Annotated in this window: 11 protein-coding genes; 6 read left to right on the forward strand and 5 right to left on the reverse strand. The window is 63.5% G+C overall.

What is annotated here, in order from left to right; all coding sequences use genetic code 11:
- Nucleotides 1-50: 50 nt before the first annotated feature.
- Together JSV08_03620 and JSV08_03625 are read right to left on the reverse strand one after the other, a co-directional pair.
- On the reverse strand, nt 51-1,322 hold the full coding sequence (locus tag JSV08_03620; GenBank protein UCF81511.1) for a tyrosine--tRNA ligase: 1,272 nt from the start codon (nt 1,320-1,322) through the stop codon (nt 51-53).
- Nucleotides 1,323-1,449: 127 nt separating this feature from the next.
- Nucleotides 1,450-3,012, reverse strand: coding sequence for a TolC family protein (locus tag JSV08_03625; GenBank protein ID UCF81512.1), 1,563 nt, complete (start codon nt 3,010-3,012; stop codon nt 1,450-1,452).
- 95 nt (nt 3,013-3,107) lie between these two features.
- Here JSV08_03625 and secG point away from each other — a divergent pair, with 95 nt between their 5' ends.
- The 3 genes from secG (at nt 3,108) to JSV08_03640 (ending at nt 6,454) form a co-directional block, all read left to right on the forward strand.
- A complete protein-coding gene (secG, locus tag JSV08_03630) occupies nt 3,108-3,563 on the forward strand; it encodes a preprotein translocase subunit SecG (protein ID UCF81513.1) in 456 nt (151 codons plus the stop codon).
- Between the two features lie 187 nt (nt 3,564-3,750).
- Complete coding sequence (pheA, locus tag JSV08_03635; GenBank protein ID UCF81514.1) at nt 3,751-4,593, forward strand: prephenate dehydratase; 843 nt, start codon at nt 3,751-3,753, stop codon at nt 4,591-4,593.
- A gap of 160 nt (nt 4,594-4,753) precedes the next feature.
- Nucleotides 4,754-6,454 (forward strand): DUF4388 domain-containing protein, encoded by a 1,701-nt coding sequence (locus JSV08_03640; GenBank protein UCF81515.1) that lies wholly within the window; start codon nt 4,754-4,756, stop codon nt 6,452-6,454.
- 16 nt (nt 6,455-6,470) lie between these two features.
- Here JSV08_03640 and JSV08_03645 read toward each other — a convergent pair whose 3' ends face one another.
- Genes JSV08_03645 through JSV08_03655 form a run of 3 tightly spaced genes read right to left on the reverse strand, consistent with a single transcriptional unit; the run spans nt 6,471 to nt 9,278 of the window.
- A complete protein-coding gene (locus tag JSV08_03645) occupies nt 6,471-7,433 on the reverse strand; it encodes a peptidyl-prolyl cis-trans isomerase (protein UCF81516.1) in 963 nt (320 codons plus the stop codon).
- Complete coding sequence (locus tag JSV08_03650; GenBank protein ID UCF81517.1) at nt 7,430-8,347, reverse strand: peptidyl-prolyl cis-trans isomerase; 918 nt, start codon at nt 8,345-8,347, stop codon at nt 7,430-7,432. Before JSV08_03650 ends, JSV08_03645 begins: the two co-directional genes overlap by 4 nt.
- Nucleotides 8,322-9,278, reverse strand: coding sequence for a peptidyl-prolyl cis-trans isomerase (locus JSV08_03655; GenBank protein ID UCF81518.1), 957 nt, complete (start codon nt 9,276-9,278; stop codon nt 8,322-8,324). Before JSV08_03655 ends, JSV08_03650 begins: the two co-directional genes overlap by 26 nt.
- 143 nt (nt 9,279-9,421) lie before the next feature.
- On the opposite strand from JSV08_03655, the gene sucC reads away from it, so the two are divergent.
- The 3 genes from sucC to ndk are packed head-to-tail and all read left to right on the forward strand — an operon-like array spanning nt 9,422 to nt 12,046.
- A complete protein-coding gene (sucC, locus tag JSV08_03660; protein ID UCF81519.1) occupies nt 9,422-10,621 on the forward strand; it encodes an ADP-forming succinate--CoA ligase subunit beta in 1,200 nt (399 codons plus the stop codon).
- A complete protein-coding gene (gene sucD, locus JSV08_03665; GenBank protein UCF81520.1) occupies nt 10,618-11,607 on the forward strand; it encodes a succinate--CoA ligase subunit alpha in 990 nt (329 codons plus the stop codon). The genes sucC and sucD overlap by 4 nt, the downstream gene beginning before the upstream one ends.
- A complete protein-coding gene (gene ndk / locus JSV08_03670; GenBank protein ID UCF81521.1) occupies nt 11,597-12,046 on the forward strand; it encodes a nucleoside-diphosphate kinase in 450 nt (149 codons plus the stop codon). The genes sucD and ndk overlap by 11 nt, the downstream gene beginning before the upstream one ends.
- Nucleotides 12,047-12,329: the final 283 nt, after the last annotated feature.

Genomic DNA, 12,329 nt, shown 5'->3' on the forward strand with positions numbered 1-12,329 from the left:
AACAAATTCTCCAATTCCTCCTTTTCCTCCTTTGGCGGCGCTTCGGGCCGTCACGAAGGGGAGGAAGGCGGTTTTTTCGGGGCTTTCTTCTTCTCTTCTACGAGGACTTTCAAAAACCTCCGCTTGCCCACTTTGAGAAGCATCTCGCGGGGCGAGTCGGGGCCGAGGAGAAAGCCGACGTCGTCCACGCGCGCGCCGTTCAACTCGACGGCGCCTTGGTGCATGAGGCGGCGCGCCTCGGAGTTGGAGCGGGCCAGGCCCGCCTCGGCCAGGAACTTGGAAAGCAAAACGGTCTCCTTGAAGGGCGGCACGCTCCGCGTCTCAATCTCCTCGGGCACCTCCCTTTTTGAAAAAACACGCTGGAATTCCTCCTCGGCTTCGCGCGCCGCGGCTTCGCCGTGGTAGTAGACTATGAGCATCTTCGCTAGGCCCGCCTTGGCGTCGCGCGGGTTGAGTTTCCCCGCGGCGCAGCGGGCGCGCATATCGTCGATTGTCTGTGCGCTCACGTCGGTGAGGAGCGTGTAGTATTTCCACATCAGGTCGTCCGAGATGGACATGACTTTTCCGAAAATTTCCTTTGGAGGCTCCTCGATGCCGATGAAGTTGTCGAGGGTCTTGCTCATTTTCTCGACGCCGTCCGTGCCTTCGAGCAGGGGAAGCGTCATCACGACCTGCGGCTCGAGGCCGTGCTCGCGCATGATGTCGCGGGCCACGAGGAGGTTGAACGTCTGGTCAGTGCCCCCGAGCTCGACGTCGCACCGGAGGACGACGCTGTCGTAGGCCTGCGCGAGGGGGTAGAGAAACTCGTGAATGCCGATGGGCTGGCCGGCCTTGTAGCGCATGAGGAAATCGTCGCGCTCGAGCATCCGGGCGACGGTGAACTGCGCGGCGAGCCGGATAAATCCCTCGGAGCCCAGCCCCCCGAGCCAGCTGGAGTTGAACACCACGGTGGTCTTTTCGGGGTCCAGAATCTTGAAGGCCTGCTTCTTGTAGGTCTCGGCGTTTTGCTGCACCTCCTCGCGCGTGAGCACGGGCCGCGTCTTCGAGCGTCCCGAGGGGTCGCCGATCAAGCCGGTGAAATCGCCGATGAGAAAGACGACGCGGTGCCCCATGTCCTGAAAATGCTTCATCTTTCGCAGGACGACCGTGTGGCCGAGGTGAATGTCCGGCGCCGAAGGGTCGAAGCCCACCTTGACGGTGAGCGGCTCGCCCGTTTTGCGGGAGCGTTCGAGCTTCTTGAGAAATTCCTCCTCCTGGACAATTTTCTCCGCCCCCTTGCGGAGGTATTCGAGCTGCTTTTTCGGGGTCGGAAAATCTCTCATACGTGCACCATCATAAAGGAGCGCCCCCCGCGTTTCAACGTTCTAACGCCGTTTCCGTCGAAGGGGGGACGGGTTCGGGGAAGGCGATTCCGCTTCGTAGGCGAGGGCACGGCATGCTGTGCCCCCGCTAAAGCGCCGCGTCCACGAACTCGACGCCGTGCTTCGAGGCGAGCGTTCCCGTGGCTTTTTCCAGAACCACCGTGGAGCGGTGGTAGTCGAGGAGCGCCTTGAGCTCCGCGGCCTCGGCCGCCGTCAAATCGGCCTGAAACTGGAGCACCTGATAGAGCGTCGAGAGGCCGTTCTGGTGGCGCTCGGTCTCGACGTCGAGCTTGCGCTGCTGGAGAACGCGGTTGGCGCGGGCGGCCTCGATGCGCTTCAGGTTGGTCTCCACGTCGCGCGCGGCGGCGCGCACCTCGACCAGGATGCTCGCCTCGAGCGCCTCGCGGGCGATTTCCGTCTGCTCGAGGCTCAGGCGCGCCGCCTCGAACGCGCCCCGCGCCGTCCGGTTCCGGAAGGCGTAGGAAAACGTGAGCCCCACGCTCCAGTTCGGATACCACGCATGATAGGCTTGCTTCAGGGCGTCGGTGTTGCTCTCCCGAATCGGGATATCGCAGAGACCGTCGCCATCGCTGTCAAGGCAGGCGACTCCCGAAAGACCCGTCGCACCGTACGAAACATTGACGTTAAGCTCGGGGCGTTTCCGGTTGCGCGCGTAGCGCATTTCCGTCCGGCCGTTTTCGATCTCGCGCTCGATGCGCCGCCACTCGGGGCGGCGGGCGAACGCCTCCTCGACGGCCTCCTCCATGGAGGTGCCCGATTCCCCGACTTCGGGCAGCGCGTCAGTAAGGGCAAGCTCCCTCTTCCACAGGGCGGCGTCGGCGGAAAATCCCAGGAGGTACCGCAACCGGTCCTCCGCCGCGCGCAGGGCGTTTTCGGAAACGACGATCGCCTCCTCACGCTCCGAAACCCCAGCCTCGGCCTGCGCCATCTCCACGGGCGGCAGGAGCCCGACGCTCACGCGGGCCTCGATCTCGTTGTAGAGGTCGCGCGCCCGCGCGAGCGCCTCTTCCGCGACCTTCATGCTCCTCCGCGCATACAGCGCGTCCCAGTAGGCCGAGATGACTTCTTCTAGAACCGCCGCCACCCGCACCTCGAAGTCGAGCACGGAAATCTCGTGGTTGGCGCGCGCGACGCGGACGCCCTTAGCGGTCGAGCGCTTTCCGAAGCCCCGCAGGAGCGGCTGCACGAGCGACGCGGTGTAGGAAGCGCTGTATTCCGGATCGAAGATCGCGAACGAGTTGGTTGCGTAGCGTCCGTTCGCCATCGAGAGCGTCACCTTGGTCCCGAAGCCCAGGAGCTTGCTGACGCTCAGCTCGTAGGCGTTCCTCTCGTCCTCGATTATCGGCTCAGCCGCCAGGTAGGAGTAGCGGGTGAGGGACTTGTCGTGGTACTTGTTGACGCTCGAATCGAGGTAGAAATCAAAGATGCCTCGCTCCCCCATGACGGCGGCCTCGCTCAGCCGGGGATTGAGCGCCTCGGTGCGCAGGTCGGGATTGCGCTCGAGCGCAAGCCGCACGGCCTCGTCGAGGCCGAGGTAGACGTGGGTGTCGTCCATGTTGAGGCGCGGCCCGGTTCCGGCCAGGGCGAGCGGCGCGAGGAAGAGGAAAACGAACCAGAAAGCTTTTTTCATAGCAATTCTCCTTTCTTTTGTCAGGAAAACATTATACCGTCCCCCGTCCTCCGGCGTTTGACTCGGCGCGCCGCCTTCCCTATACTGCCCCTGTTATGGGTCCCATTCTGGTCGTGCTCCACATTCTGGTGTCGTTGTTTCTGATTCTGGTGGTCCTGCTCCAGCCGGGCAAGGGAGTGGATTTGAGCGCGTTCGGCGGTGGGGCCAGCCAGACCTTCTTCGGCGCGCGCGGCACCACGAGCTTCTTCGCCAAGCTCACGGTGGGAGCCGCCGTCCTTTTCCTCGCCACGTCCCTTTTGCTGAGCTATCTCTCCACGGGCGGCACGCGCACCGTCCTGGACAGCGCCGCGCCGGTCCCCGCCGAGCCTATGGAGGCGGAGGAGGCGGGCGGGCTCGAACTCCCCGACGTGCCCGTCGAGGCGCCTGGGGCCGAGCCGCAGGAGGGAGAAGCGGAGGGAGAGGCGGAGGATTCTCCAGTTGCCGTCTCTGAGCCGCAGGAGCCGGGCGAAGCGGAGGGAGAAGCGGGCGACGAGGGCGCCGAGACCCCTTAACGCGAGCCGCATCGGTGCATGGCGCGGCTTCCCGCTATGGCCCACCCGATTGCGTTCTCCACGACATGTCCGCCACGATAGATTTTTTTCCAAGCGCTCCCCTCCCCTCCCCCCTGGAACCGGGGCGGCGCGGCAGTAAAGAAATGATCCGGGACGGCGCGAGAAATGATAAGGAAACGGTAAGGAAATGGTAGAGGATCGGAAAGCACTGCAGCCCCTGCGGGTGGCCTTCCAGGGCGAGCCGGGCGCCTACAGCGAGATTGCGGCGCTCCGGTACTTCGGGGGCGGCATCACCACCGTGCCCCACGGCACATTTAGAAGAATTCTCGACGCGGTGAGCAACGGGGAAGCGAACCGCGCCATCCTGCCGGTAGAAAACTCCGTCGAGGGCACGGTCGGGGAAAGTTATGACCTGCTTCTCTCTACCGACCTTCCCGCCGTGGGGGAAACTTATCTCCGCGTTCGCCACTGCCTGCTCGGCTTCGGTGAGATCGAGCGCATCAAGACCGTGTACTCGCACCCGCAGGCGCTCGGGCAGTGCCGCCGCTTCCTGGAGGACCGGGGCCTGGAAGCAATTCCCACGTACGACACGGCGGGAAGCGCCGAGAAAATTCTCGAAAACAGAGAAGCCCCCATCGCCTGCATCGCGAGCAAGCGGGTCTCCGAGCTCTACGACGTGCCCATCATCCTCGAAGGGATCGAGGACCACGAGGGCAACGCCACGCGGTTTCTGATTCTCGCCAAGGACGAGACGCAGTCCACGGGCCGCGACAAGACCTCCATAATTTTCTCCACGGAGCACAAGCCCGGCTCCCTCTACCGCATCCTGGAAATCTTCAACCGCTACAGCGTCAACCTGACCAAGATCGAGTCCCACCCGACGAGAAGCACCCCCTGGGAGTACAACTTCTACGTCGATTTCGAAGGGCACGTCGAGGACAAGGAGATCGGCAAGATGATGGAAGAGGTGCGCAAGGAGGCGAAATTTTTCAAAATCCTGGGCTCCTATCCGAAGGCGGAGAGGTCATAAGGGGTAAGTGCTGAGAGTTTAGGGGTTGGGGGTTAGCAGTTTGCGGATTGCCCCTCAACTCTCAACTCGCTGAGCCCTAGTGCTTGGTTCCCGCCTGCCATCCGGCTGTTGACCCATAGGAGAGCGTTCGTTTATACTGAAACGCCTCACACGAGAAACCATGGCGCTTCCCAAGGAAGGCTCTCTCGAATCGCTCAGCCTCGCAGCGTACCTCGCGCAGCTTGCGCGCGCGCGCGCGAGCGGAACCTTTCGACTCGAGCGCGATTCCCTCATCAAGGTCCTTTACTTCAATGAAGGCCTCGTGGCGTACGCGTCCTCGAACGAGGAGGCCGACCGCCTGGGGCAGGTGCTCATCCGGGCGGGCAAACTTACCAAAGAGCAGCTCGACCTCGCCACCTCGAAGCTCACGGGCGGCAAGACCCTCGGCAAACAGCTAACCGAGCTGGGCTTCATCACACCGGAGGAGTTGCTCTGGGCGGCCAAGAAACAGGTGGAAGACATCGCCGTGAGCCTCTTCGGGTGGTCGTCGGGCACCTACGAGTGGATGGAGGGAGAGCTGCCCGAAGGCCTCGTCCACCTGAAGCTCCCCACCGAATCGCTCTTGCTCTCGGGCATTTTCTCGATCGAGGACCGGGAAAAAATCCTGAGCGACCTCCGGGGCCACGACGCGGTCTACAACTTCACCGTGGATTTTATGGACACGTACGAAAAGCTCTCCGTGCCCGAGGCCGTCGACACGGTGATCGCGGGCGTGGACGGCACACGCACGGTGCGCGACCTCGCCCAGCTCAGCCGCGAGGGGGAATTCCGCGGATACCAGATTCTTTTCTTCGCCAAGGCCTACGGTCTCGTGGAATGCATCAAGGCGAAAACGATCCAGGAGGACGTCCCGACGGCCAAGCGCGTCGATCTCGATGCGCCTTCCCCGCCGCCCGCCGCGGCCAAACCGGCCGCCCCCCCGCCCGCGGCTCCCGCGCCCGCGGTGTCGGATGTTCTGGAAAAAACCAAGGATGCCGAAGCCCCCGCCGACATGGCGCTCGAAGCGGCGCAGGAAAGCCCTCTCGCGAGCGTGTCCCTCGGGGACAAGGGCCCCACGTCCCTGTTCAACGTGGACCCCTCGCTGGCCAAAGAAGGCTCGGGCGCGCCGCGGAAGCTTCTCATGCCCCTGCTCGTGGTGTTTTTGGTTGCGGCCGGGGCGTACGGGCTCCGCACCTATTTTAGAATCAACCCCCCGGCCTGGCTTGCCTTCTGGCAGGAGGAGGCGACGGACCTCTCGACGGTGCTCAGGGAAAAAATCGAGAGCCCCATAGAGCCCTCGGAGCAAACGCCCGCGGCGGCTCCCGCCCCACCCTCCTCCGAAGAACCGCAGGAGGGGGAAGCGCCCGTGCCCCCCGCGGAGACGCCGCCCGAGCCCGAAAAGGCCGCTCCCGTCGAAAGACAGGAGCCCGTGCCGAAGGAGCCTTCGCCGGAACCGGAGCCCGTGCCGACCCCGCCCTCCGGAACCGGAAAACTTCCCTTCCTGCGCGACGCGGAGGCGCGGGCCTCCCTGCGCCGGGGGAGGTACACCGACGCGGCCGACACGTGGAAGGAGGACCTGAGAAAAATTCCCTCGTCGCGCTACGCGATACAAATCGGCATTTTCTGCGAGGTCTCGTCCGTCAAGCGCTCGTGGGAGGAATCGAAGGCAAGCTCCTCGTTCTATATCGTGTCGAGCCCGTTCAAGGGACGCCCGTGCTTCCGCGCGTGCTGGGGCGTGTACGAAAGCCGAAGAGAGGCGGAGCGCGCCAAGGCCGCGATGCCGCGCTATTTCCGGGAGTTAAAATACAAGCCGCAGATCGTCCGCGTCTCCTCGCTCAAGTAGCCCGTCGCGCCGCGCCCTAGTCCAGGAAGCGCTCCGGCTCGGAATCATAGACTTCGACGAAGTACGTCTCGCGGAGCTCCTTCAGGTACTCCTCGGTCTCCGAGTCGAAGCTCCCGCCGCGCACCCGCTCGTAGATGTCCTCCTTGACCTCCTCGAAGGGCCGCATCTCGGACTGTGACCGCTCGAACACGTGGAGGATGTAATATCCGTGCTCGGTGGGAATGGGGTCGGACGCCGTTCCGGGAGGCAGGGCGAACGCGACGCGCTCGAGCTCGGGCAGCAGGTCGTCCATGCGCCTCGTCTCGGGGTAGCCCTGCCACGCATCGAGGCCGAACTCGCGGACGAGGTCGGGACGAGCGACGCCGCCCTGCAATCGCTCGGCGAGGGCGAAAGCCGTGTCCTCGGCGTTCTCCCTCTCCATAGCGATGAAATACGTGCCCAATTTCACCTGGGCTTCCTGCCGGAAAAGGTCGGCGTGCCGTTCGTAGTAAGCGCGCGCCTGCTCGTCGGTCACCTCGATGCGCTCCGACACGTCGCGCCGGATGACAATCTGGGGAATCACGGCGCGCCGAATCTGCTCCTTGAAGGCCGAAAGGGTCAGGCCTTCCCGCTCCAGGTTGCGCACCAGATCTTCGTCCGATTCGATCTTGTTCTGGGTTTTGAACTCTTCCTTGTACTGTTCGATGACGTGCTCCTCGTCGACGCCTATGTCGCCCGCGCGCGCCAAAAGAATTTCCTCGCGCAAGATGGCCTGAAAAAGATTTTTTTTCGCCTCCCGGACCTTCGCGCCGCGCGCCGCCCCGTCATACTGGCGGGTGATCTGGCGCACGGTTTCCTCGTAGCGCTCCTTGTACTCCGAAAGGAACAAGGGGCGGTCGTTGACGCTGGCAAGCACCTTGTCCACGACCTTCACCTCGGAGGCGGCCGCCGCCTGAAACGCAAAAAGCGCGCAAAGGCCGCAAACGACGAGGCGTCTCATGGAACCGGTTCGTTCCCGGAAGGCACCGGCGGCCCCTCCTTGCGGACAAAGCGGTCAAGGCGCTCCGGGAACGTTTCGACGCGGTGGCGCTCCCGCAGCAGCCGGATGTGGTGGGCCGTCCGTTCGCTCGCATGGCGCTCGCGCAATATGCGCTCGATCGGGGAACGCGCCTCCTCGAAGCTGAGCATGCGCGCCGGCAGGCGCTCCACCATCTCAAAAAGGTAAAGGCCCTGCTCGGTCTCAACGGGGCGGCTTATTTCCCCCCGCGGGAGGGCGAAGATGGCCTCTTCGAAAAGGGTCGGAAGCGTTCCGCGCTCATACACGCGCACCTCGGTTTCGGCGGGCGAAGAGGCGTAGTTAAGGGAAAGCTCGGCAAAGCTGGCCTCTCCCCGGGCAAGCGACCGGGAAACATGGTGGAGAGTCTCCGAGTCGGCGAGCTGCATGGTTCGCACGGCCGCGCGCTCGGGCAGAATGAACTCTTCGGCATGCCCGTCGTAGTAGGCGCGCATGGCGTCCTCCGGCGGAGAAACGTCGCGCAGCACGCGCTCCGTCAGGTAACGCGTGCGCAGCGTTCGGGCTTCGTCCCCTGAAATTTCCAGCACGGAATCTTTCTTGTTTTGCCCGGCCAATTCTTCATCCTCCAGCGCGGCAACAAGGAAAATCTGCTCATCCACATAAGCTTCAAACAAGGACCGCACGACCGCCATGTCAAACCCCTGCCGCGCGGGGTCGGGATAGGTATTTTGCCGGAGGTAGGAAGAAAAATGCGAAACGGGAAACGCATGCGAATCGATCTGGAGCACCGTTTCCTCCTGAGGGCCCGCCCCGGCGCACGCGACCCCGAGCCCCGCGGCGACCCATGCTCCCCAGAGTCGCGCGAGCCGTTTTTCAGGTCGGGGGCAGCCTGTCTTCATAAACGCGTACGCCGTACCGCGCCTTGAGGCTTTCGAGCGTTTCTTCGATGAACTTGCCCTGAGTGGCCGGGTCGCGCGGCGGCTCGAGGGCCGCGAGAATTTGGGGCTTGGCCTCGGCGTACGAGAGGGAGCCCGTCTCTTCGCGGTCCAGGAGCCTAAGGAGATGGTAGCCGAGGCGCGACTTGACGACGCCGCTCGTCTCGCCGGGCGTTTTCAGAGAGAACGCCGCGCTTTCAAAGGCTGGGACGGTCTGGCCGCGCTGGATGAATCCAAGATCCCCGTTCTGGGAGGCGCTTCGGTCTTCGGAATATTGCCTCGCCAGTTGGGCGAAATCCTCCCCGGCCTCGAGGCGCGCGCGAAGGCGCTCGATTTTTCGCCGCGCCTCTTCGTCGCCCACCGCGTCGTCCCGGAGCACGTTAAATAGATTCTCCTCCGGCTCCGGCGTCACCAGAATGTGCCGTACGCGCACCCGCTCCGGACGCTGGAACACCTCGCGGTTCTCCTCGTAGTAACGGCGCATTTCCTCCTCCGTAATCTCAAGCTTTTGGCGAATGGAGAAATAGCCGGTGCCCATGATGTCGTTCCAAGCAAGCTCCAGACGCGCGCGAAGCTCCGGATCCCTATGGAAGCCCTGCTCGACGGCGTCGAAGGTGAGCACCTTCTGGTTGACGTAGGCGTCCAAAAACTCGCCCGGCGTCATGGCGCGCCGCATCGCTTCCGGCAGGTTGTTGTAGAGCATAAGGAAATGCTCGGCGTGGAGCCGGAAGTCGCCGATCTCGGCCACGACCTCGCCTTCCTCGGGGGAGCTGCTGAACAGCATGCGGTAGAAGACCGGGTCTTCGCGCGAGCCCTGGCACGCCAGGGTCGCCGCACCCATGCCGAGCGCCAAAACAAAAAACAGAGCGGTGCTTCGGAAGCGGGCGGAAGCCATGGATGGATTTTACCATAGGCCGACGCCTCAGGGGAAACGGCAGCAGGGGGAGGGCCGCGCCGGACGTCTCGGTTTGATCTCGTTGACTCGATTCTGTATATATGGTATACCATAGCGTTGTGGTGATAACGGTGAGGGAGTGAATGCGGGTTCACGAATACCAGGCTAAGGACCTCTTTAGCGAATACGGCGTTCCCGTGGCTGCGGGCCGTGTTGCTGAAACACCGGAGCAGGCCGTGCACGCCGCCGAGAAGATGGGCCTTCCCGTCGTGCTGAAGGCGCAAATCCATGCCGGAGGCCGCGGCAAGGGGGGAGGCATCCAGACGGCGAAAGCCCTCAAGGAGGTGCGCCAGATTGCCGGCGAGCTTCTGGGCCACACGCTGGTCACGCCGCAAACCGGGCCGGAGGGGCGGCTCATTCAAAAGGTGCTCGTCGAAAAGCGGATGGAGGTGACGCACGAATTCTACGCGGCCATCACCCTCGACCGACAGTGCAAACGGCCCCGGCTCATGGTGAGCCCGAAGGGAGGCGTAGACATCGAAAAGGTTGCGGCCAAGACTCCGGATCTGATTGCCTCGGAACTCATTCACCCGTTCCTCGGCCTGCGCGGATACCAGGCGCGCCGCCTGGCCGCGTTTCTCGACCTGAACAGCCACACGGCCAAGAAATTCTGCCAGGTGTTCTCCGCCCTCTGGGACCTCTACGCGGAAAAGGACGTGTCGCTGGTGGAAATCAATCCGCTTGTCGTAACCAAAGGCGGGGAGGTTTTCGCCCTCGACGCCAAAATCAACTTCGACGACAACGGCCTTTTCCGCCATCCCGAAATCGAGGAGCTGCGCGACCCCGGCGAGGAGAACCCCCTCGACGTGGAGGCCTCCAAACACAACCTCAATTACATCAAATTGGGCGGCAACGTCGGATGCATGGTGAACGGCGCCGGCCTGGCCATGGCCACGATGGACCTCATCAAGCTCCACGGCGGGGAGCCGGCCAATTTCCTGGACGTCGGGGGCGGCGCAAGCGAGACCCAGATCGAGCACGCGCTCCGCATCCTGCTTTCCGATCCCGCGACGGAGGGCATCTTCATCAACATCTTCGGCGGCATCCTGCGGTGCGACGTGCTCGCGAAAGGGCTTGCGGCCGCGGCGGCCAAAGCCGGCGTGAACGTCCCCGTGGTCATACGCCTGGAGGGAACCAACGTGGAAGAAGGGCGCAAGATTTTGTCGCGCTCGCCTCTTTCCCTCACGGTCGCCTCCACCATGGACGAGGGAGCCCAGAAAATCCTGAAACTGATCCACCAGCAGGCCACGTCGGCGGCAAAGGCGGCGGGAGCGAACGCATGAGCATACTCGTCGACGAGAATTCCCGGGTGGTGGTGCAGGGCATGGGCGCCGAGGGCTCTTTCCACGCCCTCCGCTGCAAGGACTACGGCACCAAGGTTGTGGGGGGCGTCGCCCCGGGCAAGGGCGGCAAAAAGATGGACGGCATTCCCCTCTTCAACACCGTGCAGGAAGCCGTCGAGAAGAAAAATCCGGACGTTTCGCTCCTCTTCGTCCCGGCCCCCTTCGCCGCCGACGCCCTATACGAAGCGGCCGAAGCCGGCATTCCCTTTCTCGTCTGCATCACCGAGGGCATCCCCGCCGGCGACATGGTCCAGGTCACCTCCTACCTCGATGCGCACGGCGTCCGCCTCGTGGGCCCCAACGGCCCGGGCATAATCTCGCCCGGCAAGTGCAAGATAGGCATCATGCCCGAGCACGTGCACAAGCCGGGCCCCATCGGCGTCGTGTCCCGAAGCGGCACGCTCACCTACGAGGCCGTGGACCAGCTCACGCGGCTCGGCCTCGGCCAGACCACCTGCCTCGGCATCGGCGGTGACCCGGTCGGGGGGGTTACCTTCGTGGACACGCTCAAGCTCTTCGCGGAAGACGAGGCGACCGAGGCCGTCGTCCTCATCGGGGAAATCGGAGGCACCGCCGAGGAGGACGCGGCACGGTACATCGCCAAAAGCAAATTCCCGAAGCCCGTGATCGCCTTCATCGCCGGCCTCACGGCGCCTCCGGGGCGCCGCATGGGGCACGCGGGAGCCATCATCTCGGGAGGCAAGGGCACGGCCAAGGCGAAAATCAAGGCGCTCGAGAGCGCCGGCGTCACGGTCGTTCAAAACTCCGCTCTCATCGGCGCGGCCGTCAAGGCGGTCATCAACGGCAAGAAGCCGCCGAAGGCCGTGAAGGCCAATTTCCCCAAGGCCAATTCTTCTAAAGCCAATTCTCCCAGGGCCAATTCCAACAAGGCGAATTCCAAAAAGCGAAGCCGCAATGACCGCTGACCCGTCCTCCGCAGCCCCGCGGAGGGTGGAGCGGACGCTCGCCATCGTCAAGCCCGACGCCGTGGCGAAGGGCTGGACGGGGCGCATCGTCTCGCGCATCGAGACTCTACCTCTTTCCATCCACGCCGCCAAGCTTCTTCATCTCACGAAAAAGCAGGCCGAAGGCTTCTACGCCGTGCACCGGGACAAAAAATTCTTCGAGAGCCTCACGGCGTTCATGTCGAGCGGGCCGTGCCTGGTGGCGGTGCTCGAGGGAGAGAACGCCATCGCGCGCTGGCGCGAGGCCATGGGCGCGACCGACCCCAAGGAAGCCGCCGAAGGCAGCATCCGCGCCGACTACGGCGAGTCCATCGAGCGAAACGCCACGCACGGCTCCGACGCCCCCGAGACGGCCGCCTTCGAGATCCGGTACTTCTTCAGCGAGCTGGATCTGGTCTGAGCAGTCATCAGGGGCCAGTAGCAAGGGGCCATAGGCCAGTAGCCAGTCGGTGGAGAGTCGTAGGTTCGTTCCTATCACTTCAGAAAACCTTTTATTCATGCGCACTTAGCAGCTTTTTCCAGCTTTAAAAAAATCCTTTATCCACGCGACTTAGTGGCTTCGTTCCTAGGGCCAATTTAAAAACCCTTTATTTACGCCACATAGTGGCTTCGTTTCGTAGAATCGCCCTTTTTTCAAAAACACTTTCTCTTCGCCCCATTCGGCGCTTGTAGGGTGCGGTCTA

Source organism: Acidobacteriota bacterium (assembly GCA_020349885.1).
Classification (GTDB): domain Bacteria; phylum Acidobacteriota.